This window comes from Flavobacterium sp. ZB4P23 (assembly GCF_003970375.1).
GTDB lineage: Bacteria > Bacteroidota > Bacteroidia > Flavobacteriales > Flavobacteriaceae > Flavobacterium.
Genome location: NZ_RYDK01000001.1, coordinates 408,967 through 434,479, shown reverse-complemented (window position 1 = coordinate 434,479; position 25,513 = coordinate 408,967). Strand labels below are relative to the sequence as shown.

Here is a 25,513-nt window from a genome sequence, read left to right as displayed (position 1 = left end):
AAAATTATAAATCACTATATATTTATATTTGTGAAAATAACAGCAATTCACTCCACAATATGTCAATTACGCCTCCGTTACAAGAACTATCTCAATCATTAGAAGGCATTCTTTTATATGATGACCTTCATAAAACATTGTATGCCACTGACGCTTCGGCCTACAGGATCCTGCCGCTTGCTGTAGCGATTCCAAAATCAGAGGAAGATATTGTAAAAATTATTCGCTTTGCAGCAAAAAATAAAATTTCAATTACGCCTAGAACTGCCGGAACATCATTGGCAGGTCAAACTGTAGGTAGTGGAATAATCGTGGATGTTTCGAAACATTTTACAAAGATTGTTGCTTTTGATTCTATTAAAAAAACCGTTACCGTACAACCAGGAGTAATTCGGGATGAACTGAATTTATATTTAAAACCGCACGAATTGTTTTTTGGCCCCAATACTTCGACTTCCAATCGTTGTATGATAGGCGGAATGGTAGGCAATAATTCATCTGGAACTACATCAATTCGGTACGGAGTTACCCGAGATAAAATTGTGGAAATTAAAGCAGTTTTGAGTGATGGAAGTTCGGCAGTATTTAAAGAAATGACTTCTGCTGAATTCATTGAAAAAACAAAAGGGAACACGCTTGAAAGTTCTATTTACAAGACTATTTATGAGGAACTTTCGAACACAGAAAACCAAAAAGAGATTACAAAAGAATTTCCGAAACCTGAAATTCACAGAAGAAACACCGGATATGCAGTTGATTTAGTATTGAAATCGGAACTTTTTGGAGGAACCGAAAGCACTATAAATCTAGGAAAACTCCTTTGTGGAAGCGAAGGAACTTTAGCATTTACCACTGAAATTACGCTGAAAGTAGATCCGCTACCGCCAACAAATAATGTGATGATAGTGGCCCATTTTCATACCATTCAGGAAAGTTTAGAAGCTGTGGTTACCGCAATGAAACACCATTTGTACACTTGTGAAATGATGGATGACACCATATTAGATTGTACCAAAACCAACCGGGAACAGGCTAAAAATAGATTTTTCATTCAAGGAGAACCAAAAGCGGTTATCATGCTTGAAGTAGCCTCGTATCACAGTATGGAAGATGCTGAATTACAGGCCAATGCTTTGATTTCCGATTTAGAACGAAATAATTTTGGGTATGCTTTGCCAAAAATTTACGGAGCAGATATTGATAAAGTAAATGAACTGAGAAAAGCAGGTCTTGGACTTTTAGGCAGTATTGTTGGCGACAATAAAGCGGCAGATTCTATTGAAGATACCGCTGTTGAATTGAGTGATTTGCCTAATTATATTGCTGAATTCTCCGCAATGATGGAGCGTCATGGTCAAAGTGCTATTTATTATGCGCATGCCGGTGCAGGAGAATTGCATTTGCGTCCGGTTTTGAATTTGAAAACAAAAGAAGGGATACACCAATTTAGAAACATCGCAACCGAAGTGGCTGTTTTAGTCAAAAAATACAGAGGTTCCTTGAGCGGGGAACATGGGGACGGTATTGTTCGTGGAGAGTTTTTACCTTTTATGATTGGAGAACAGAATTATGAATTATTGAAAAGAATCAAACATGCTTTTGACCCCAACACCATTTTGAATGTGGGAAAAATTGTAAACGCTTTCAAAATGGATGAAAACCTTCGGATGGAAGCGGGGAGAGTAGAACCGGAAATACAAACTATTCAGGATTTCTCTGATAGTATGGGGATTTTGCGTGCTGCGGAAAAATGTAATGGTTCTGGTGATTGCAGAAAATTACCTTCGGCCGGAGGAACCTTGTGTCCTAGCTATCGCGCCACGCGGAATGAAAAAGATACGACGCGCGCCAGAGCCAATGCGCTGCGGGAATATTTGACGCATTCAGAAAAAGACAATAAGTTCGATCATGAAGAATTATATAAGGTATTTGAGTTGTGTGTGAGCTGCAAGGCTTGTGCCAGTGAATGTCCCAGTAATGTGGATGTGGCAGCAATGAAATCAGAGTTTCTGTACCACTATCAAAAAGCGAATGGATTTTCATGGCGCAATAAAGTATTTGCTTTTAATGCGAAATTAAATGGACTGGGGAGTATCACTCCAAAGTTTACGAATTTCATGCTGAACTTGCCTTTGGTAAAAAAAACCATGGGAATTGCCTCAAAAAGAGAAGTACCGCCTTTGGCTCAGCAAACCTTTAGAAAATGGTATGAGAAAAATTGGAATCAAGCACCAAGTGATTCTTTTGTAAACGGAAAAGTATGTTTGTTTTGTGATGAATTTACTAATTTTTATGATGTTTCAGTAGGCATTGATGCGTACGAGTTATTGACAGCATTAGGATATGAAGTAATTATGGTGGATCATGAGGAAAGCGGAAGGGCTTTTATCTCTAAAGGTTTTCTGGAAGAAGCCAAAGCAATCGCAAACATAAACGTAACTGTTTTTTCGGATTATGTTACTACTGATTTTCCGTTGATAGGAATAGAACCTTCAGCAATATTGACCTTTAGAGATGAATACATTCGATTGGCTGACGATAAGGAAGGTGCTGAAAAATTAGCACAACATGTATTTACGATTGAAGAGTTTTTTAAAAATGAAATTACAAAAGGTAAAATTCATCCAGAACAATTTTCTGATGTTGCAAAAACAATAAAAATTCACGGACATTGTCACCAGAAGTCATTGAGTACTATGGAAGCAACTTTTGTAATGTTGAATGTCCCTAAAAATAGTTCAGTTACGATTTATAATTCGGGATGTTGTGGTATGGCTGGCTCTTTTGGTTATGAAAAAGAACATTATGAAATCAGCATGCAAATGGGAGAAGACACCTTGTTCCCAAAAATAAGAGCTACTGATGCAACAGTGGCTATCGCAGCAGCAGGAACTAGTTGCCGCCATCAGATTTTTGATGGTACCAGTAGAAAAGCCTTGCATCCGGTCACGATTCTAAAAAGCTGGTTGAAATAATAATTGCAGCTGATTTTAAAATTATTTTTTAATTAGATGAATAGCAAAATTTGACTTATTTACTATAAAAAAAAATTGATTTAACTTTTATAAAAAATAAATAAAAAAATAGTTAGAGAAACTCCATTAATTAAAATTGTTTTATACTTTTGAATTTTGAAGATAATTTGAACTATTTTCATAATTATAGCATACAATTTACAGTTTATTAATTTTTAATGATAAAGTTTAGTTTATGGCATCTTCAAGTTTATTTAGAAAAAAAACAGTACAAGATATTTTAAAACAGGTTGAAAAAAGAGATGCCGATGGCCATAATGCATTAGGAAAACATTTAACGGCGCGTGATTTAACAGCATTTGGTATCGCCGCAATTGTAGGAGCCGGAATTTTCAGTACGATTGGTAAAGCTAGTTCTGATGGAGGGCCTGCAGTTATCTTTTTGTTCTTGTTTACTGCTATAGCCTGTAGTTTTGCTGCTTTTGCGTATGCTGAATTTGCATCGATGGTTCCCGTTTCCGGAAGTGCTTATACGTATTCGTATGTGGCTTTTGGAGAAATAATAGCCTGGATTATTGGTTGGGCGCTGATAATGGAATATTCTGTGGGGAATATAACGGTCGCCATATCGTGGAGTGACTATTTTACGGGTTTACTTGAAAGTGGCGGGCTTCACTTACCACAATGGGTTCAAATGGATTTTTTGTCCGCTTCCAGAGGTTTTGACGATGCCATTGCGCTAATGCAAGGTGGCAAAGAATTTGCAAACTTAAGTCCTGCTTTACAGGATGCTTATACAGCCTGGACGACTTCGCCGGTTATTGGATCGTTTCATTTTGTGGCAGATCTTCCTGCACTACTGATTATTGTTTTGATTACGGCATTGATTTACCGCGGAATGAAAGAATCTCGAAATGCGAGTAATATCATGGTGGTTGTCAAATTATGTATTGTTCTTTTAGTCATAGCGGTTGGTGTTTTCTATGTGGATACTGCAAATTGGGATCCTTTTGCGCCTAATGGTGTTACAGGAGTTTTAAAAGGAGTTTCAGCAGTGTTTTTTGCTTACATTGGGTTTGATGCCATCTCGACAACGGCTGAGGAATGCAAAGATCCACAACGTGATTTGCCTAAAGGAATGATGTGGGCCATAATAATATGTACCGTTTTATATATTGCCATTGCTCTGGTACTTACCGGAATGGTGCGTTATGACCAGTTGAATGTAGGTGATCCCTTGGCTTTTGTATTTGAAAAATTAGACCTAAAATGGATGTCCGGAATCATTGCCGTCAGTGCGGTTGTGGCTATGGCAAGTGTTTTATTGGTTTTTCAAATGGGACAACCGCGTATCTGGATGAGTATGAGTCGTGATGGTTTGTTGCCAAAACGTTTCTCAAAAGTACATCCAAAATACAAAACACCATCGTATGCGACAATTGTTACCGGGTTTGTAGTAGCAGTTCCCGCTTTATTTTTGAATTTAACATTGGTTACAGATTTGTGCAGTATTGGAACGTTATTCGCTTTTGTATTGGTTTGTGCCGGAGTTTTAGTGTTACAAAACAGAACCGATATACCTCGTGGAAAATTTAAAACTCCTTATGTAAATTCAAAATTCATATTGCCAGTTTTGATTATTATGGGATTGGTGTTTGCTTTTGGTTACAATAAAAAAGGAACAATGGATTTTATTACCAATAAAACTCAAATCAACAGTTCATCCGCTATCATCACCTCGTTAAACAAAGAAGAAACCCAAAAAGTATACAATTATTTAGTCACTATTGATGCTAAAAACAGCACTGATGAAACGCCGGATTTAGAGCATTTATTGCGCCAGTATCAACAAGATGAGGCAAAATATGCTGCTGTTATAGCGGGTTTGCCAATTGCTGATGCAGTGAAATATGAAAGCGGTTTTAGTTTATTTAAACACAAAATTCCAATGTGGATTTTCTTGATTGTTTTAGCTGGATTATCCGTTTGGTCTTTTAAATCAAATTTGTCTTTGATACCGCTATTGGGATTGATTTGTTGTTTGTACATGATGGCTGAATTGAGTGTTTGGAACTGGATTTATTTTGGAATATGGCTTTTGATTGGATTGGTTATTTATTTTGGCTTTAGCCGAAAAAACAGCAAATTAAATTAAGAATAGGAAAAAATTCTAAAACAGTCAGGGTCTTACGATGCATTTAGATCAATATTAGGAAAAACAAATAAGTCCTCTAAAAGCAATTTAGAGGACTTATTTGTTTTAGCGGATATCTTATAGATCTTCTTAATATAAAGCAATTGAAGGAAATCCAATTGCTTTTTCAAAAATGAAACGACTACTGAACGGATTAATTCATAGGTAATAATTGATACCGTCATTTTTTACTTATTTTTATAAAAAATAAACACATGATTTTTATAGTCAAACCACTTCTATTCGTTAGTTTTCTTTTTTGTATTGTTAGTTGTCAATCCCAAAATTTGATTTCTAAAACGGATGAAAAAAAGAATTCAATTAGCAATGATACGCTATTTGTAAATTTGAAAGAATACAGTCAAGATTTTCTGTATGATATGAAATACGCCACAACAGACAATTTCCTGAACGCAAAAGTATATGATTGCGCTGAATGTTTTTTGCGGTTAAAAACCATTCGTGCACTTGTTGAAGCCAATGAGAAGTTTATGGAAAAGGGCTATAAGATTAAAATTTTTGATTGCTATCGCCCTTTAGATATTCAGAAAAAAATGTGGGAAATTGTACCTAATCCTAAGTACGTGGCTAATCCTTCGAAGGGATCAATTCATAATAGAGGGGGAGCTGTAGACCTTACTTTAGTGAACGGCAGTGGAAAAGAATTAGATATGGGTACTGGTTTTGATTTTTTTGGAGTCGAAGCGAGTCATGATTATCCTACTGTTTCGCACACAGTAAAGGCAAATAGAAACCTGCTGAAAACAACAATGATTAGTAGTGGTTTTAATTCATTTGATTCGGAATGGTGGCATTATAATGTAAAATCAGGGTTGAATGACACTATTTCTAATACTAAATGGGAATGTAAATAAACTATTATTCGATACACTTTATCGTATTTATAAAGTAGGTTTCCGGATAGTAAATTTCGTTGTTTAATTCCGATTTAAATTCCTTTTTTATAATAAAATCCTCTGTATCAGTTAAATATTTGATGCGCATCATAGAAACTGGAGAACTTTTTAATTCTTCAAAACTATCCTTCATAAACATAAATGCTGCAGAATTGATCCGGTTATCATATCCATTGTCATCACGAATCAAAGTGCCACAATCTTCTTGATCAGTGTGTATTAACGTAATTATTTTTCCGTTGTTGAGTTGTAAAAACAATTTTGAATTTTTATCAAAACAATTCGCTTTTATAAATCCCTTGCTTTTTTGGATAAATTGTATGTTTAAGGTTGGTAATCCATCCGTTAAAGCCAGTGAATAGAAAATATAGCTGGAGTTTCCGGCAAATTTTTTTTCACTAATCATATATTCTTTAGTTGATTTATAGGTTCCTATTGAATCAGTAACGTTTTCACTGTAATCACATGGTTTTTGTGCAAAAAGACTCAAACTGAAGAAAAAGAAAGTTAATGTAATTATGAATTTCATTTTTATGATATTTTGGTGCAAATTAAAACTATTTTATGGTTATTTTCATCAGTTGTAAAAAAACTATATATATTTCCTCCGTCTTTTATTTTCCATTTTTTCCGAATACTTTCTACACTGTCCGGAAAATTCCGAGTTGTGATATTGGCTTTACTGTTTTCTAAAAAAAATTTCATCGCTGTTTTGTTGTAGGAAAATGTATTTTGAATTTCAAAAACACGACCCGGAAAGGGAATTAAGTCCATGGAAGTGTATAAGTGGGAATGCTTGTGTAGTTTATTGACTTTGTAAAAGGATCCCACTTCATCAAATCCACCTGATTTCATAATAGCACTATTGGGTTCGTATAAATAGGTTTGAGGTAAGCTGAAATTTGAAAAACTAGCAACTTCATTCCAAATAAAATCAAAAGTTTCATTTTTATCCTTGAGGATATTGACAGTTTTAATGCGTATTGGTCCGGAATAAGCTGCATGAAGTTCCCATAACAATTCCTTAACTTCGTTCTCAACGGCTATAATATGAATTTGTTTCACGTGTTGTAATTCCGTTAGTCCGGCAGTAATATCAAGAATAGGAGCCGTTTTTATGAGAATAGCATTTGTATTTTTAAAATAAAGAGTTAGATTTTTAGGAACATTTGGCAAACAATCTTTAAGCATGAATACCTTTCCTTTGGTATCATTTCTTCTGGAAGGATCAATATAAATCCAGTCCCAGTTTGTTTTTAAAGCGGTTAAGGTTGCCAGACTATCTCCGGTATAACAAGTAATATTAGGAACACGTAATTGCTCAAAATTGTGTTTTACAAGTTGAGATAAATCGGGATTAATTTCGCAATGAACCACTTCTTTTATTTTTTGTGCAAAATAAAAATCATCCACACCAAAACCTCCAGTCAAATCGATTAAGTGATCACCAGTAACAATAGAAGCTTTATAAGAAGCTGTTTTTTCAGAAGACGTTTGTTCTACTGAAAGTTTGCTTGGATAAATGATGTTTTGGGACAAGAACCAATGTGGCAATTTATCTTTTGCTTTTGTCTTAGCGTCTATTTGGTTCAAAATGGTGATCCAATCCACATTGGGAAAGGGATTTTTTTGTAATGCTAATGTTGCTACGTGTGTACCAATGTTAGCATTGATAAATACTTGTACTTCAGGATTTAAAATCATTAAATCCAAAATTAAAGGTCTTTAGTTAATGATTGAATGATCTTATTTTCCGGAAAAAATTCTTTCCCTATCACCTTAATTATTGTATACAATGGAACGGCTACAATCATTCCCAATATTCCAAAAAGAAAACCGGCAATTAAGATAACCAGAAATATTTCTAAGGGATGTGAACTGACACTTTTTGAAAAGATAATAGGTTGGGATAAATTGTTATCAATAATCTGAACGATCCAAAAACCAATAAGAACGTAAATTGTCGTAGGTAAAATATCGGATTGGAAGTCACCACCTAAATTGCTGATCATAGTCAAAATTGCGGCTAACACCGATGCAATTAATGGACCTATGTAGGGGATAATATTCAATACAGCACATAAAAAAGCAATAACAATTGCATCGGGAATACCAAAAATGACTAAGACTATGAAGTATAAAAGAAACACAATAAATAATTGAAGCAATAATCCAATAAAATAACGCGATAGTAAATGGTTGATCTTTTCCAGTGAATTTAAAATTTGAAATTCGTGACTATTGGGAATTAATTTTTTTACTCCTAAAAGAAACATTAATCGGTCTTTTAAAAAGAAAAAAGTAATAAACAGTACCGAAGCCAGTCCCACAACAAAACTACTGATTGTTCCCAAAATAGCATTTAGAAAATTTGGAATGATATTAAAATTTATTTTAGAGGAAATGTTGGCTTCCTTAAGTATTTGTGAGGAATCAATTTGATGACTTTCCAAAAACACACTGATCTGATTGGCTAACTCAATTATATTTTTTTCAATTTCTGCTGTGTTGAGCAGTGATAAATTTTGTCCTTGGGATAAAATCAAAGGAATAAACATCATTATGAAACCAAATATAATCAGTATAAAAATAAACAAAGTGGTAATAGTAGCAAAGAGATGATTAAATTTTAATCTCCGTTTAAAAAAATCTAAAATAGGATTTCCAATCATTGTGAATATAAAGGATACTACAAGATAAATTATCACCGATTGAATTTGGTAGAAAAAGAACAGCACTAAAGCACCTAGCACTAAGGTAAGTAGCGCACGGATAATGCCGCTAGAAATGGTTTTTGACGTAATCATATCTTTATATTAAGGGCTAAAGATAAAAAAAACTCGCTAACAAGTAGCGAGTTTTAAATTCTAAAAAACTAAAAATTATATTCCGAAACTCGCTCTTGCTCCACCAGAAACAAAAATTGCATCCATTCTTGATTTTTGGCCGTTAGAGAACATGTACATACCTCTATCATCTGTATAATCCATGTAATTCATAGTCATTTCTACAGGAGTACCAGAGCATGTACTGTAATGAGGGTAGGTAGGAACACCATAATTAGCAGTATTGTGCGTAGGCGTGTCAGAAACTAAATCGCTTCCACAAGTAGCATCACCCCAAATGTGACGTAAATTCATCCAGTGTCCTACTTCGTGAGTTGCTGTTCTTCCTAGATTAAATGGCGCTGTTACTGTCCCGGTAGTACCGAATGCATTGTTATCCATTACTACTCCATCGGTAGACGATGCACCTCCAGGAAATTGTGCGTAGCCTAGAATACCGCCACCAAGATTACAAGACCACATGTTTAATACAGTTGTTGGTGTAGTTGGAACGATTCCATTTGTTGATTTTTTCATAGAATCATCTGTAGACCAAGATGTTATAGTAGTAGATCTTCTCTTTACACTTTGTAAGACGAATGTAATTCCAACATTTGCTTTTACTCCTGAAAATGCTGCGGGAACTGAATTATAATCAGAATTTGCAGCATTAAAATCTTTATTCAATACGTCAATTTGGGATTGGATTTGTGCCAGCGAAATATTTTCAGCTGTAGTTCTGTATAAAACGTTTACGACCACTGGGATTTCTACTTTACCGTTAACTAAGCGACCAGATAACATTGCTTTGTCGGTAAAAGCTTCAATTTTATTCATTCGCAAAACTAATGACGGATCAGCTTTCATTTGGGCAGCTAACACCTCTTGAGATGCGCAACCACGTTTTGTAACTGCATCAGCTGATGGAGTAATTTCTGTTGTGTCATTTTGACAAGAAAAAAGCATTAATAATGCTACAGCAGATAAAAGAATTTTTTTCATAATGAATTTGTTATAAATTAATAGATTTGGTTTATTATATCACAATTTTATAACAATTTTTATTTAAAAAAAAATTTTATGATTACTTATTTATTAAATAATTTAAATCTTGCTTTTTGGATAAGAACAGTAAAGACTATTTAAATAAAATTTATGCTGTTAATAGGTTACTTATCGTAATGAAGAAATATAAACACGTAATGCTTATAAATAAAATAGGCGACTTTTTAGGTCGCTTATTTTATAAATTTATTTAGGAATTATACTCCAAAACCTGCTCTTGCTCCGCCTGCAACAAAAATTGCAGCCATTCTTGATTTTTGGCCATTAGAGAACATATACATACCCCTATCATCTGTGTAATCCATGTAATTCATAGTCATTTCTACAGGAGTTTCAGAGCATGTGCTGTAATGAGGATAAGCAGGAACGCCATAATTAGCAGTATTGTGTGTAGGTGTGTCAGAAACTAAATCACTTCCACAAGTTGCATCACCCCAGATATGACGTAAATTCATCCAGTGTCCTACTTCGTGAGTTGCTGTTCTTCCTAAGTTATAAGGATAAGCCCCTGATCCAGATAATCCAAAATATTTTGAATCAACTACAACACCATCAGTAGCCGTTGATCCGCCAGGAAATTGCGCATAACCTAAGATACCGCCACCAATAGTACAAGCCCATATATTAAGTGATGTTGTTGGTGAAGTAGGGTCTAAACCGCCTTGTTTTGTTTTTTTCATAGCATCTCTTGTGCCCCATGAAGTTTTAGTAGTAGATTTTCTATTTATTGTTTCTAAAACGAAAGTAATACCAACATTTGCTGCAACTCCAGAGAATAAAGCGGGAGTACTGCTGAAATCTGAATTAGTAGCATTAAAATCTTCGTTTAATACATCTATTTGAGATTGAATTTGAGCATCAGTTATGTTTTCTGCCGCAGTTCTGTATAAAACGTTTACAACTACAGGAATTTCTACTTTACCGTTAACTAATCGACCGGCTAACATTGCTTTTTCAGTAAATGCTTCAATTTTATTCATTCTCAAGGCTAATGATGGATCAGCTTTCATTTGTGCAGCAAGAACTTCTTGAGTGGCACAACCGCGTTGAGATACAGCGCTTGCTTCCGAAGTTGTTTCTGCTGTATCATTTTGACAAGAGAAAAGCATTAAAAGAGCAGCAACGGGTAAAAAAAAATTTTTCATAATCGAGTTTGTTATAAATTAATAGATTTGGTTAATGATTTAACAATTTTATAACAATTATTTCATGAAAAAAAATAAATATCTATTTTTTCATGAAATAAATATCAATTATGACTTTTTAGTAGCCTCTTTCTGCTGTCGTGTTCTTGATTTACCTCTGGTCTTAATAAAATATATTTAGGGAGATTGTAATTAATATTATTCTTATTAAATGATTCTTTAATGCTAATTTTACCTCTGAAAAAAGAAAGTAATGGTGGATTTTTCAAACTATTTATTTTCACAATTAATACTAATCTGTATTTTTTATTTGATTGTTAGCGATGGCATCTTTCAAAGAAGGATATTAAGAATTATAGCGCTACAGAACTCGAAAGTTAAAAAGTCATAAAGTCAAAAAAAATGTAAAAATAGTATCTTAAAATCGATTTGTTACTTCTTGTTGTCTAATTGTAAAACACGACATTATACGATGATTGTTACTCAAAATAAATTATTGGTAAGCAGTGTTAATTATTAAAAATATAATTGATAATATTTGCCCCCATTTTTAATGCTTTTTCTCGAATCGCTGCTGGATCATTATTGACTTCTGGATCTTCCCATCCATCTCCTAAATCGCATTCATAGGTATAAAGCAGTATTAATTTATTTTTTATAAAAAGTCCAAAAGCTTGGGGTCGTTTACCGTCATGTTCGTGTATTTTGGGTAATCCGTTTGGGAACGAGAATGGTTTTTGAAAAATGGCATGACTCGCTGGAATTTCCACTAGACTATTATTTGGAAATATTTTTTTGATTTCTTTTCGGATGTATTGGTCCATTCCATAATTATCATCAATATGAAGAAATCCTCCAGCCAGCAAATAATTTTTAAGGTTGTTGCTATCAGCAGCACTAAAAACTACATTTCCATGGCCGGTCATATGCACATAAGGGTATGAAAATAAATCAGGACTAGCAGGCTCAACCGTGGCTGGCTTTGTTTTTATTTGGGTATTTATAGTTGCATTGCAGTATTTTATCAAATTGGGTAATGATGTTGGGTTTGCATACCAATCGCCACCACCACTGTATTTTAACAATGCAATTTCCTGCGAAAATGAAACGACCGAAAATAATAAGAGTAAATAAAATATTTTTTTCATAGCCAATTTCTATTATTTGCACCCATTTTGTGCATTGTTTTTTTTGATTGTTCAGCAATCCAAACACGTTTTATTATTATTCATTGACAAAGTGTATGCTGTGACAAGCCACTATTGCTGCCGTTTCTGTTCGTAGCCTTGTATTTCCTAATGAAACCGGAATGTACTTGTTGTCAATTGCCAATGCAATTTCTTTTTCTGAAAAATCACCTTCAGGGCCTATTAGTAGGGTCACATTTTCATTTGGTTTCAAAACGGATTTCAATGATTTTTTATCCGTTTCCTCACAATGGGCAATTAATTTAAGGCCTTCATAGTTGTGTTTTAAAAAATCTTTCATCAATATGGCCTGATTTAATTTCGGCAGGTATAATTCGTTAGATTGCTTCATGGCAGCTAATAAAATTTTATCAAATCGTTCATTATTGATAACTTTTCGCTCTGAGTGATCACAAATAATAGGTGTGATTTCGTGAATGCCTATTTCGGTTGCTTTTTCCAAAAACCATTCGTAACGGTCATTCATTTTAGTTGGCGCTACAGCCAGATGTATGTGAAATTTTGCAACTGGGGCTTTTTCGAACGAAAGGATTTTAACGGTGCATTTACTGTCGGATGCCAGTGTTATTTCTGTTTTAAATAAGTAGCCTGAGCCATTGGTTACAAATAATATATCGGTATCTTTCTTGCGTAATACTTTGATAATGTGTTTGCTTTCTTCTTTATCAAAAGAAAAAATTGTCGTGGATTCTGTAATAGTAGGGTTAAAGAATAATTGCATAATTTATAATTGTATTCTTGCTTTAGAAACAACAGATGAAGTTTCAAATGTTTGGGTTAAAAATTTTTGATATCCTACAATTCCTATCATTGCAGCATTATCAGTAGTGTATTCAAATTTAGGAATAAAGGTTTTCCAACCATATATGTTTTCTGTTTCCTTTAATGTATTTCGGATTCCGGAATTAGCAGAAACGCCTCCGCCGATGGCTATTTGTTTGATCCCGGTTTCTTTTACGGCTAATTTTAATTTGTCCATTAAAATTTCAATAATAGTATGTTGGATTGATGCGCAAATATCATTTAGATTCTCAGCAACAAAGTTTGGATTTTCTAATTTTTTCTTTTGAATAAAATATAAAATAGCCGTTTTCAAACCGGAGAAGCTAAAATTTAATCCTGGAACTTTAGGTTTTGTAAACACAAATGCTTTTGGGTTTCCTAATTGCGCATATTTATCAATTAAGGGGCCACCAGGGTAGGGAAGTCCTAAAATTTTAGCGCTTTTGTCAAAAGCTTCTCCAACTGCGTCATCAGTGGTTTGACCAATTACGGTCATGTCAAAAAAATGATCTACTTTGATGATTTGTGTATGTCCACCGCTTATAGTTAAGGCCAAGAACGGGAAAGTGGGTTTTTCATAGCCCTCTTCCTCTATATAATGTGCCAGGACATGAGCTTGCATGTGATTTACAGCAATCAAAGGAATTTGTAAGGCCAGGGCAAGTGATTTTGCAAACGAACTCCCTACCAGTAGCGAACCCATGAGTCCCGGACCTTGTGTAAATGCAATTGCAGATAACTGTTCTTTTTGTATATTTGCCTTTCGAAGCGCCGCATCGACTACCGGAACTATGTTTTGTTGGTGTGCACGTGAGGCGAGCTCAGGAACTACGCCACCATATTGATTATGAATTAGCTGATTTGCAACAACATTTGACAATACTTTATCGTTGTGTAAAATGGCCGCTGCAGTATCATCACAAGAACTTTCAATGGCAAGAATAAAAACCTCGGGATTTTGCATAAAAAGGCATAAATTTGGAGTTACATTTGATGATTAGTTTACAAAAAACAACAATTTTGTAAAGGCCAAAATTAAAGAATTTTTATTTAAGGCACAGGAGTTTCCAGAGGTAAAATGAAATTTTAGAAAATTTAAATATATAGTAGGTATCAAAAAAATAAAAAAAATAGTATTTCGGTCTCTACTTGGACTAATCCTACTTTTACTTGTACTTGGTATTGCTCTTACCCTACCATTTGTTCAAACTAAAATAGCACAGTATTTCACCCGAAGTCTCAATAAAGACTTTGGAACTAATATTGCTATTGACGGAGTTGTTATATCTGTTTTTGGAGGTGTAAAATTCAAAAAAGTATTGATTCTGGATCACCACAAAGACACTTTAATTTATTCGGATAGAATTGCAACGACTATTTTAGAAGGTAAAAAATTGCTGGACGGTGATCTGATTTTTGGTGATTTGCGGTTGAGTGGTTTAGTATTTAATTTAAAAACGTACAAAAATGAAAAAGAGTCTAATCTCGATAAATTTATAGCCGCTTTTGAAACCGGAAGACCATCAACGAAAAAGTTTCTGCTCACCGTAAAGGAATTAAAAATTTACGATAGTCATTTTATTTTGACAGATCTAAATCGTGAAATTCCAAAAGACTTGGATTTTACTAAACTGAATGCTTCCGTAACGAATTTTAAAATTTACGGTCAGGATGTAACGACTATGATTGATAAAATGTCATTTTTAGATTTTCGGGGTTTGTATGTTAAAAATTTAAACTCAAAATTCAGTTATTCCAGAAAAAACTTAAAACTAGAAAATCTGAATTTGTTGACCAAAGAATCCACCTTAAAAGGGACTGTATTGTTAAATTATAAAATTGAATATTTTTCTAATTTTACCGATAAAGTACTCTTTGATATTAAACTGGATGCTGCCTCAATTGCTTCAAATGATATTCGTTACTTTTATAAAGAAATAGGGAAAAATCAACATTTTTATATCAAAGCATCTATTAAAGGAACGCTTAATGATTTGAAATTCAAAAATTTAAAATTAGTTGATGATCGGAAAACACAGATCAACGGTGCTATTAATTTTAAAAACTTGTTTGCTAAAAAAGGGCAGAAATTTTCGATGTATGCCAGATTTGACAAATTAACCTCTAGCTATGATAATTTGATAGTTATATTACCTAATATTCTTGGAAATAAATTACCCAGTTCTCTAAAAAAATTAGGACGATTTTCAGCTTCCGGAGTTTCAAATGTTTCTACAACTGTTGTCAAAGCTGATTTTTCTATGATAACGGCGTTAGGTAAAGTAATCTCTAATTTAGAAATAAAAAATATAAATGTTATTGATAAGGCTTCTTATATTGGGAACGTTATTTTAGAAAATTTTGATATTGGAACTTTATTGGATCAAAAAGAACTAGGAAAGGTAAGTTTGAATATGGATATCGATGGTAAAGGATTCAAAGAAAAATACCTGGACTCAGCTATCAAAGGGAGCATTAGCCAAATAGAGTATAAAAAATACAATTACACGAATATTGATGTCAATGGAGTTCTTAAAAATCCGAATTACAGAGGACAAATTGCCATAAAAGATCCTAATTTAAGTATGAATTTTGAAGGTTTATTGGATTTAAGCAAAAAAGACAATAGATACGATTTTCACATTAATGTTGAAAACGCAGATTTGAATAAATTAAAGTTAATTAAGGATTCTATTGCTGTATTTAGAGGCGATGTGGTAGTTCAGGCGTCAGGAAATACTGTAGAAAATTTTCAAGGAAATGTGTATATCAACGAAACCTCCTATCAAAATGCAAAAGACACGTATAATTTTGATGATTTTACCATAAATTCAACTTTTGATGAAAATAGAGTAAGAACCATGACTGTAAATTCACCAGATATTGTTCAGGGTGAAATTGTGGGTAAATATGAATTTAACCAATTGGAAAACCTGGTAAAGAATTCTTTGGGAAGCCTGTACACGAATTTTAAACCCAACAAGGTAAAGAAAGGACAGTTTCTTAAGTTTAATTTCTCTATATATAATAAAATAATTGAAATATTTTACCCTGATATTTCTATTGCACCCAACACCATTATTAAAGGAAATATAAACTCCGATAATCAGGAATTTAAACTCAATTTTAATTCGCCTCAAATTATAGCTTCAAACAATATACTTGATAATATAAGAGTTTCGGTAGACAATAAAAATCCGCTTTATAATGCCTACATAGAACTGGACAGTATAAAAACAAAATACTATAAAATACGTGATTTTAGTCTGATAAATGTCACAATGAAAGACACACTGTATTTTCGTTCGGAGTTTAAAGGGGGACCAAAAGCAGAAGATTATTTTAATCTGAATTTATACCATACTATTAATCAGGATAACAATAATGTAGTTGGAATTAGTAAATCAGAGGTGAAATTCAAAGATTATTTGTGGTTTTTGAACGAAAAAGAAGCAACTGATAATAAAGTTGTTTTTGATAAATCATTTCAAAATTTCAATATTGATAACATTGTGTTGTCACATGAAGAACAGGAAATTTCTTTAGTGGGCCTTTTTAAAGATACTACAATTAAGGATTTACAACTGAGTTTTAAAGATGTGGATCTAAACAAAATCACGCCTGCTAATGATAAATTTATTGCACATGGAAATATAAATGGAAAAGTAAATTTCAAGCAAAATAAAGATGTTTTTCAGCCTACATCTTCTATAGTTATTGATAATTTGAATTTAAATAAAATAGATTTAGGAACTTTAAATTTTGAAATTGAAGGTGATGAAAATCTTAGCAAGTTTACCATAAATTCTAATTTAGAGAACAAAAATTTTGAATCATTTAATGCGGATGGTAGTTTTGAAATTGTCAATAAAGAAACCATTCTTGATTTGAGGCTAAAATTTGATAAATTTAATATCGCAACCTTGAACTCTTTGGGTGGTGAAGTATTGTCTAATATACGAGGTTCAATAGCCGGTAATGCTACCATAGAAGGAAATCTTAAGAAACCTAGTATAAATGGCAGGCTGTACCTTGACCAAGCAGGAATAACCATACCCTACCTGAATGTGGATTACGGTTTAAGTGATAACACAATTATAGACCTGACCGATGACCGATTCTTGTTTAGAAACAATACCTTGACAGACACAAAATTTGGCACTGTAGGGAAGTTAAACGGAAGTATTGGGCATACTAATTTTTCGGATTGGAAATTAGATTTAACCGTTAATTCAAAAAGGCTTCTAGCATTAGATACTAAGGATACTGAAGATTCAGCTTATTATGGTACTGCATTTATAGATGGAGTTGCCACTATAAAAGGACCAACTAATTCATTGTTTATAAAAGTAGCTGCAAAATCAGAGAAAGGAACAGCCATAAAAATTCCTATTAATAATGCCGAAAGTGTAAGTGATAATATTTTTCTTCATTTCCTGACTGCTAAAGAAAAATACAATGTAAGGAACGGTATTGTAGAAAATACCCGGAATTATAATGGCCTTGAATTGGAGTTTGATTTTGATATTACACCGGATGCCGAAGTAGAGGTAATTCTAGACCGAAACACAGGTCACGGAATGAAGGGGAAAGGTTTTGGCTCTTTGTTGTTTAAAATAAACACGACGGGGAAATTCAATATGTGGGGTGATTTTCAAGCGTATGAAGGGACTTATAATTTTAAATATGGAGGACTGATAGACAAGAAGTTTGAGGTCAAAAAAGGAGGGTCAATTTCCTGGGAAGGGAATCCGATGCGCGCACAGTTAAATCTTGAAGCAGTATACAAAACTACTGCAAATCCTGCAATTTTGTTAGAAAATGCTTCTTTTAATACGAAAGTCCCCGTGGAAGTAGTTATAGGAATTAGAGGCGATTTGACTAGTCCGGAACCCGATTTTAATATTGAATTTCCAACAGTCAGCACGGTGTTAAAATCAGAAATCCAATATAAGTTAAATGATAAGGACGTGAGACAAACTCAAGCATTGTATTTATTATCTTCCGGTGGATTTTTAAGTCCGGAAGGAGTAAGTCAATCTGATTTTTCAGGAAGTTTGTTTGAGACCGCCTCTAGTCTTTTAGGAGGAATAATACAATCTGACGATGAAAAATTCAAAGTGGGTCTGAATTTCATTGGAGCCGACAGAAGAATAGGAAGAGAAACAGATGGACGGTTTGTTGCAACAATTTCATCCAAAATAAACGAAAGAATAACGATCAATGGAAAACTAGGAGTTCCTTTTGGTGGGATTAATGAATCCGCTATCGTAGGAGATGTTGAAGTGCTATATAGGGTTAATGAAGATGGAACACTTAATTTACGATTGTTTAATAAAGAAAATGATATCAATTATATTGGGCAAGGGATTGGTTATACCCAAGGTTTAGGAGTTTCTTACGAAGTAGATTTTGATACTTTCAAGGAGTTAGTCAATAAAATTTTTACGAATCTAAAAATAGACAGAGTGACAGTGCCCGCCGCTGAAGATCAAGATTCTGACTTATCTCCGGATTATATTAATTTTATGAAATCTAAAAAACCCAAAACAGAAAAAACCAAAAATAATCAAGAAGGTTTAGTCCCGGAGGAAAACTAATTTTTTTGTAAACAGGAGGAATCAGAACCAAGAATTCATACAAATGAGAATGAGAATCAGGATCAGGATAGGAGATTAACAATATCTGCTTCAGTACCAATTAAAAGAATTTCAGACTTACCACAAGGACGTTTTTTTTAATTCCTCATTTGTAAATACGTAATGGATCATTGTCATAAAACAATCATAAAAACGCTTAAATTGTTAATTATCAAATAAAAATTCATTATTTTTTTATTTTGTTAAATAAAATTCGTTTTATTTTGATTTTTCGAAAACTTATTAACGAAAACGTTTGAATTTTGGTTGCTTAACTAATTTATAAAAAACACGGCTCTGTAAGTGCTGAATGTTTGCTAGTTTTACACTTTAATACTTAAATAATGCCAAAAACAATAAAAAAAGTTGGTGTTCTTACTTCGGGAGGAGACTCACCAGGTATGAATGCAGCAATTAGATCCGTTGTTCGGACATGTGCGTATCATGCTATTGAATGTATAGGAATATACAGAGGATATCAGGGAATGATTGAAGGCGACTTCAAAGAAATGGGACCTCGTAGCGTAAACAACATTGTTAATAAAGGAGGGACAATTTTGAAGTCAGCACGTTCTTTAGAATTTAAAACTCCAGAAGGAAGAAAAAAAGCACACGATAACCTGATTAAAGCAGGAATAGATGCTCTAGTAGTAATAGGGGGCGACGGTACTTTTACCGGTGGTTTGTTGTTCAATAATGAATTTGATTTTCCAGTAATGGGAATTCCGGGAACTATTGATAACGATATTTTTGGGACCACCCATACTTTAGGATATGATACCGCTTTGAATACCGTTGTGGATGTCATTGATAAAATTAGAGATACCGCAAGTTCACACAATCGTTTATTCTTTGTAGAAGTGATGGGTAGAGATGCCGGTCACATCGCTTTGAATGCCGGTATTGGTGCCGGTGCCGAAGAAATTCTGATTCCCGAAGAAGATTTAGGATTAGAGCGATTATTAGAATCCCTGCAAAAAAGCAAGGCTTCTGGTAAATCATCCAGCATTGTTGTAATAGCAGAAGGAGATAAAATAGGGAAAAACGTATTTGAATTAAAAGATTACGTAGAAGCTAATTTGCCGGAATATGATGTTAGAGTTTCTGTTCTGGGCCACATGCAACGTGGCGGTTCCCCTTCTTGTTTTGATCGGGTTCTTGCCAGTAGATTGGGCGTAAAAGCAGTTGAATCTTTGCTGGAAGGCAAGTCAAAGTTCATGGTAGGGTTAAAGAACGATACAGTTTCATTGACACCTTTGGAACAAGCCATTAAAGGCAAAACAGAAATTGATAGAGAATTATTAAGAGTTTCAGACATAATGTCTACATAAAGGGATTAAAGTTTATAGTGAGGAAATTAGACTTTAGAGCAAGTTAATATTTAAATAAACAAAAATTAAAGTAAAATGTCAAAAGTTAAATTAGGAATAAACGGTTTTGGAAGAATAGGGAGAATAGTTTTTAGAGAATCGTACAACAGAGATAATGTAGAAGTAGTTGCAATTAACGATTTATTAGATGTAGATCATTTAGCTTACTTATTAAAATACGATTCAGTTCACGGACGTTTCGCCGGAAAAGTAGAAGTGAAAGACGGAAAACTTTTTGTAAACGATAAACACATCAGAATTACTGCAGAAAGAGATCCTGCAAATCTAAAATGGAATGAAGTAGATGTAGATGTTGTAGCGGAATGTACTGGTTTTTTCACTACTATTGAAACGGCAAAAGCACACATCACCGGTGGTGCTAAAAAAGTAATTATTTCTGCACCTTCTGCTGATGCGCCAATGTTTGTAATGGGTGTAAATCATGACAAAGCGTTAGCTTCAGATACAGTGGTTTCTAATGCTTCTTGTACTACAAATTGTTTGGCTCCTTTGGCCAAAGTAATCAATGATAATTTTGGAATTGTTGAAGGTTTGATGACTACTATTCATGCAACAACTTCAACTCAAATGACAAATGACGGACCATCAAGAAAAGATTTCCGTGGCGGTAGATCAGCATTAGTCAACATGATTCCATCTAGTACAGGTGCTGCAAAAGCAGTAGGAAAAGTGATTCCGGAATTGAACGGAAAACTAACAGGGATGTCTATGCGTGTTCCTACTGTAGATGTTTCAGTAGTAGATTTGACTGTTAAATTAGCAAAAGAAACAACCTATGAAGAAATCATGGCTGTTCTAAAAACAGCTTCTGAAACCACTATGAAAGGTGTTTTAGGATATACCGAAGATGCTGTAGTATCACAAGATTTCGTTTCGGATCCCCGTACTTCAATTGTGGATGCTAATGCAGGGATTGGTTTGAATTCTACTTTTTTCAAAATTGTATCTTGGTATGATAATGAATATGGTTATTCAAGCAAATTGATCGATTTATCAGTACATATTGCAGGTTTAAAATAATTAATTATATTTACAAAGTCCCGTTATCTTTATAGTAACGGGACTTTATTTTTTATTCCCTTTTTCATTTATATTTTGTTAATACCTTCCTTTATGAAAGTATTAGGAAATATAACAACAAAACCAAAAACCAGAAAAAAATGAGATTAATAGTTGATAGTGGTTCTACCAAAGCCGATTGGATTGCAATAGATACAAATGGTAAAATATTGTTTACAACTCAAACCTTAGGATTGAATCCTGAAGTACTTGAAGAAGATGAAATTATTGAACGCTTAAATGATCGTTTTGATATTTTGCAAAACAAGAAAAATGCAACCCATTTGTTTTTTTATGGAGCAGGTTGTGGTACTGAAAGAATGAAAATTGCACTGTCTCAGGTTTTTCAAAAGTATTTTCCTAATGCTATTATAGATGTCAAAGAAGATACCTATGCAGCCGTTTATGCAACGACTCCAAAGGGAGAAAAAGCAATTGTTTCTATACTGGGGACCGGATCAAACTGCAGTTATTTTGATGGCAAAGAACTCCATCAAAAAGTACAGTCATTGGGATATATCGCCATGGATGATTGCAGCGGAAATGTTTTTGGAAAAGAATTAATCAGAAAGTACTATTTTAATAAAATGCCAAAAGAACTGGCCGTTGAATTCGAGAAAGAATACAACCTTGATCCAGATGCTATAAAAAGCAAATTGTACAAAGAACCCAATCCAAATGCGTATTTAGCGACTTTTGCGAAGTTCCTGATTCAGCACAAAGAAACGGAGTTCTGCAGAAAAATTATTTTCAAAGGAATGAAATCTTTTGTAAAAAATTACATAAAACAATACGATAACTGCAAAGAAATTCCAGTTCATTTTGTGGGGTCCATAGCCTTTTATCTCAAAGAAGAGCTGCAAGAAATATTTGATAAATATGAGTTGCAATTAGGCAATGTATTGCGACGACCTATTGATGGTTTAATTGCATATCATATTGCAAATAAATAGTTTTTCAGAGTTTATTTTTATCAAAAACCACTGTTAATTTACTTTAGAGCAAGTAAATCAACAGTGGTTTTTAATTTATAACTAATTGATAACGGACATTCTGAAATCGTTTCAACCGTTTTTCTTGTTTTAATAATGAAAGCGGAAAAAAAGCACTAAAGAATAGCGATCATTGAGATTTCAATATTCACATTTTTTGGCAAACAGGCCACTTGAACTGTTTCCCGTGCCGGAGCAGTTTTCTCGTTAAAATAGGAACCATAAACCGTATTTATTTTCCCGAAATCGGTCATATCCATAATAAATATTGTGGTTTTTACTATGTTTTCAAATGTCATTCCGGCGGCTTCCAGAACTGCTTTCATATTTTGCATGACTTGTTCTGTTTCGGCTTCGATTGAATCAAGAACTAACGTTCCAGTTGCCGGATTTATTGCAATTTGACCTGATGCATACAATGTGTTTCCTTTTAGGACTGCTTGGTTGTACGGGCCAATTGGTGCAGGAGCATTTTCTGTAAAAATTATCTTTTTCATACGTTCTATTTTATGTAATTCAATTTAGTTTAAAAGTCTCCTGGCCTAATTACCGATTTATAGTACTTCGTTTGTCCCATTTGATATCGCTGAGCACGCCTGATTTTATTCCAATGAAGAATCCCCAGTTTGCATTATCACCAAATGGAGACCAGTTAAAATCCATTCTCCAACTTAATAAATCCCTTTCAAAACGAAGCTGAGTAAAGGTAACTCCTTTTTGAACAAAATCGTACCCGGTTGATATTCCTGCTTTCCATTTTGGAGTGATATCAGCATTAGCTGAAATCATTATCGAGTTACCAATTATTTGATTCTCTCTATTATTGTTTCCATAGGTCAAAGAATAGGCAAAGGTCATATCCCATGGTAATTTTGAATTAAAAAACTCAGAAATTTTATCTTCTCCATCATCTTCCTCTTCTTCGTCAAACTGACTTCTCCTGTTGTCTCCTAAGTCCGTATTGGTACCGAACAGATCATCTCCACGGCCCCCATTTCTTCGACTTTGTTCATTTGTGTCTTTTTCTTTTTTATCATTTCCTTTACTGGAAATAGAGTAATTTAAAGTCATATTAGAACTTGTCATTCTAAAAAGGCTGCCGCCGTTGTTAATATTAAAGACATTAATTCGGTTTCCGGAGTTATCAATCGCATAGGGATCTAACGTTGCGCCAAAATTGACATTCATTTTATTTTGAAAAAGTTGGGTACCACCACTAACTCGTATCGGCGCAAAAGCTAATGAATTGACACCATCTGCATCTAAATTATAGCTGGTAGATAGGTTTAAGTTATTCAGCAGCATTATTTTTTTAGGTTCAACCTTGGTGCTATCGCTATCAGTAACTTTTGCTTCAAAAGTGTTGCTCAAATCAAATCCTAACGAATTCGAATTATTCAATCCTGGGGCTCCAAAAATCCCGCTTTCAAATCTGGAATATTGTTTTGTCATTGTCCCGGTTGCATCGGATGCGTAGGTGTCATAATATTTTTCGAAACTTGGGGTATACCCATACGAAACAGATGGTCTCATGACGTGCCGAATTGATTTTATCTTTTTGTTTTCACCAAAGTTAAAAGTTCCATAAATAGTGGTTCCCAGACTTGAGGAGAAGGAATAGGTTCTAAAGGCATCAAAGCCATTAACCGTTTTATCGACTACGGTGCTTTGGTTTTGGTCAAAACTTCTTTCAATTGTTTTGGTATACCAAATTTCCTCATAATTTACGGATGTAGACGCACTGAAATATTTAAATAATTTAAAATTGGTGCTTAACGGAATACTGTGTTGAAAACCAATTTTTGCATCCCGGAACATTTGTGGCTTGAAGAATAAAGAATCGGTAGTAACAATGCTGTTTCGGCCATTCAGATTATATTGTAAATTGATGTTCTTGAAAAATCCTTTTTTTACGCCGTCTTTCCCCACAAAAGGATAAATCCGATCCACACTCAGTTGTAGTGTAGGTAGTGTCATATTGATTTCTGCGGTTTGTGTATTTTGCGAGTGAGTTGCAGTCAATGACATTCTAACTTGTGGAATTGAAGTGAATGTTTTTGAATACGACACAGAAGAACTTAAGGTATTATTTAGATTTGAACCAATATTTATCTGATTGATAGATTGTCGAAAATATTTACTACTTCCAAGATTCACAGAGGCCGAAAAACTAGAATTAGGATTCGATTTAGAGTCTTTGGAATGGGACCATTGTATGTTATAAATATTTTGTTTTAAGTAATCAGGGTAGCCTCTTTCGCTGGTAATTAAGTTTTCAAATCGAATGTTTAAGTTTCCTCTATAATTGTATCTTTTGGCATAACTGGATTCAAAACGCAACCCGTAACTGCCATTAGTATAATAATCGCCTAATACGGTTAAATCATAATTATCACTCAAGGCAAAATAATACCCTAAATTTTGCAACGAAAACCCTCGGTTGTTGGAGTCGTTATAGCTTGGTAAAATTAATCCTGAAATGCTGGTTTCTTGGCTCATTGGAAAAAAAGCAAAAGGCAATGCAATTGGAGTAGGAACATTTGCAATAACCATATTAGTCAATCCCGTAACTACTTTTTTGCCTGGGATGAATTTTACTTTGCTGGTTTGAAAATAATATTCTGGATTGTCTACATCTTTTGAAGTAGTAAAACGGGCTCCTTTTAGAAAATAAACAGAATCATTTTCTTTTTTGGTCTGCGTTGCTTTTATTTTAAATTCGCCTTGATCTGATCGTGAGTTCCAAATTAAAGCTTTTTTTGTTTTAAAATTAAATCGGATAGAATCAGGTTCAATAACATTAGTGCCCTGTTTGAAATTTGGAAACTGTGTATAAGCTCCTGTAGAATCTTTGATGCGACCGGCATATACCTCATTTTTTTCATAATTCATTACAATTATACCAGACTTCAATTCAATGTCTTGATAATACAATTCCGCGTTATTATACAAAGTAATGAGCTTTTTCTTTTGATCAATTTTAGCATATTGATCGGCTTTGTATTTTACCTTTCCGTCAAGGAATGCTTTGGTAGGCTTTATACTGTCTTTTTGTATTGAATCCTTCTCTTTTGTAGTAGTTGCAACAGTAGGAACCTTTTTGATAGTTCCTAAAGTAGTACTATCTATTTGTTTACTAATGGAAATCGCCGTCTTTTTTTTTGATATATCTTGAGAATATAATTTTCCAGACCCTAAGGATAGGAAGATTGATAATAAAACGATATTAAATAAGTTTGTATGCAAAGGTTTAAATGCTATTTTTGTAAAATTATGGCCTGTTTTTTGAGATGTCAAACTTACATATAAATTTTTGTCAA

At 33.8% G+C, this 25,513-nt stretch carries 17 protein-coding genes; 7 read left to right on the top strand and 10 right to left on the bottom strand.

What is annotated here, in order from left to right; all coding sequences use genetic code 11:
• Positions 1-59 precede the first annotated feature (59 nt).
• The 3 genes from EKL99_RS01805 to EKL99_RS01795 all read left to right on the top strand — a co-directional run bounded on the left by EKL99_RS01805 (position 60) and on the right by EKL99_RS01795 (position 6,044).
• A complete protein-coding gene (locus tag EKL99_RS01805; RefSeq protein ID WP_126576283.1) occupies positions 60-2,975 on the top strand; it encodes an FAD-binding and (Fe-S)-binding domain-containing protein in 2,916 nt (971 codons plus the stop codon).
• Positions 2,976-3,210: 235 nt separating this feature from the next.
• Complete coding sequence (locus tag EKL99_RS01800) at positions 3,211-5,130, top strand: amino acid permease (protein WP_126576282.1); 1,920 nt, start codon at positions 3,211-3,213, stop codon at positions 5,128-5,130.
• A gap of 254 nt (positions 5,131-5,384) precedes the next feature.
• The gene (locus EKL99_RS01795; RefSeq protein ID WP_126576281.1) at positions 5,385-6,044 is read left to right on the top strand and encodes a M15 family metallopeptidase; all 660 of its coding nucleotides are present in this window, start codon (positions 5,385-5,387) and stop codon (positions 6,042-6,044) included.
• A 4-nt stretch (positions 6,045-6,048) separates the two neighbouring features.
• On the opposite strand, the gene EKL99_RS01790 is transcribed toward EKL99_RS01795, so the two are convergent.
• The 8 genes from EKL99_RS01790 to tsaD all read right to left on the bottom strand — a co-directional run bounded on the left by EKL99_RS01790 (position 6,049) and on the right by tsaD (position 14,076).
• Complete coding sequence (locus EKL99_RS01790; protein WP_126460051.1) at positions 6,049-6,615, bottom strand: hypothetical protein; 567 nt, start codon at positions 6,613-6,615, stop codon at positions 6,049-6,051.
• A gap of 2 nt (positions 6,616-6,617) precedes the next feature.
• The gene (locus EKL99_RS01785) at positions 6,618-7,799 is read right to left on the bottom strand and encodes a class I SAM-dependent methyltransferase (RefSeq protein WP_126460048.1); all 1,182 of its coding nucleotides are present in this window, start codon (positions 7,797-7,799) and stop codon (positions 6,618-6,620) included.
• Between the two features lie 2 nt (positions 7,800-7,801).
• Complete coding sequence (locus tag EKL99_RS01780; protein WP_126460045.1) at positions 7,802-8,893, bottom strand: AI-2E family transporter; 1,092 nt, start codon at positions 8,891-8,893, stop codon at positions 7,802-7,804.
• Positions 8,894-8,968: 75 nt separating this feature from the next.
• Positions 8,969-9,913, bottom strand: a complete 945-nt coding sequence (locus EKL99_RS01775; protein ID WP_126453317.1) for a zinc metalloprotease — start codon at positions 9,911-9,913, stop codon at positions 8,969-8,971.
• A gap of 260 nt (positions 9,914-10,173) precedes the next feature.
• Complete coding sequence (locus EKL99_RS01770) at positions 10,174-11,121, bottom strand: zinc metalloprotease (RefSeq protein ID WP_126576280.1); 948 nt, start codon at positions 11,119-11,121, stop codon at positions 10,174-10,176.
• Positions 11,122-11,630: 509 nt separating this feature from the next.
• Complete coding sequence (locus EKL99_RS01765) at positions 11,631-12,269, bottom strand: DUF4159 domain-containing protein (protein WP_126460039.1); 639 nt, start codon at positions 12,267-12,269, stop codon at positions 11,631-11,633.
• 76 nt (positions 12,270-12,345) lie between these two features.
• Positions 12,346-13,050, bottom strand: a complete 705-nt coding sequence (locus EKL99_RS01760) for a 16S rRNA (uracil(1498)-N(3))-methyltransferase (protein ID WP_126460036.1) — start codon at positions 13,048-13,050, stop codon at positions 12,346-12,348.
• Between the two features lie 3 nt (positions 13,051-13,053).
• Positions 13,054-14,076 carry a tRNA (adenosine(37)-N6)-threonylcarbamoyltransferase complex transferase subunit TsaD gene (tsaD, locus tag EKL99_RS01755; RefSeq protein WP_126555958.1) on the bottom strand — a complete coding sequence of 341 codons (1,023 nt, stop codon included), beginning with the start codon at positions 14,074-14,076 and terminating at the stop codon, positions 13,054-13,056.
• Between the two features lie 193 nt (positions 14,077-14,269).
• Here tsaD and EKL99_RS01750 point away from each other — a divergent pair, with 193 nt between their 5' ends.
• The 4 genes from EKL99_RS01750 to EKL99_RS01735 all read left to right on the top strand — a co-directional run bounded on the left by EKL99_RS01750 (position 14,270) and on the right by EKL99_RS01735 (position 22,154).
• The gene (locus tag EKL99_RS01750) at positions 14,270-18,712 is read left to right on the top strand and encodes a translocation/assembly module TamB domain-containing protein (RefSeq protein ID WP_126576279.1); all 4,443 of its coding nucleotides are present in this window, start codon (positions 14,270-14,272) and stop codon (positions 18,710-18,712) included.
• Positions 18,713-19,095: 383 nt separating this feature from the next.
• Complete coding sequence (pfkA, locus tag EKL99_RS01745) at positions 19,096-20,082, top strand: 6-phosphofructokinase (protein WP_126460027.1); 987 nt, start codon at positions 19,096-19,098, stop codon at positions 20,080-20,082.
• Positions 20,083-20,157: 75 nt separating this feature from the next.
• Positions 20,158-21,162: a type I glyceraldehyde-3-phosphate dehydrogenase gene (gene gap, locus EKL99_RS01740; protein ID WP_126460023.1), complete on the top strand. Its 1,005-nt coding sequence runs from the start codon at positions 20,158-20,160 to the stop codon at positions 21,160-21,162.
• Between the two features lie 140 nt (positions 21,163-21,302).
• Positions 21,303-22,154 carry an N-acetylglucosamine kinase gene (locus EKL99_RS01735; protein WP_126460020.1) on the top strand — a complete coding sequence of 284 codons (852 nt, stop codon included), beginning with the start codon at positions 21,303-21,305 and terminating at the stop codon, positions 22,152-22,154.
• 155 nt (positions 22,155-22,309) lie between these two features.
• Here the strand turns inward: EKL99_RS01735 and EKL99_RS01730 are convergent, their stop codons facing one another.
• Together EKL99_RS01730 and EKL99_RS01725 are read right to left on the bottom strand one after the other, a co-directional pair.
• Complete coding sequence (locus EKL99_RS01730) at positions 22,310-22,690, bottom strand: RidA family protein (protein ID WP_126460017.1); 381 nt, start codon at positions 22,688-22,690, stop codon at positions 22,310-22,312.
• Between the two features lie 49 nt (positions 22,691-22,739).
• Positions 22,740-25,490: a putative LPS assembly protein LptD gene (locus EKL99_RS01725; protein WP_126576278.1), complete on the bottom strand. Its 2,751-nt coding sequence runs from the start codon at positions 25,488-25,490 to the stop codon at positions 22,740-22,742.
• Positions 25,491-25,513 lie beyond the last annotated feature (23 nt).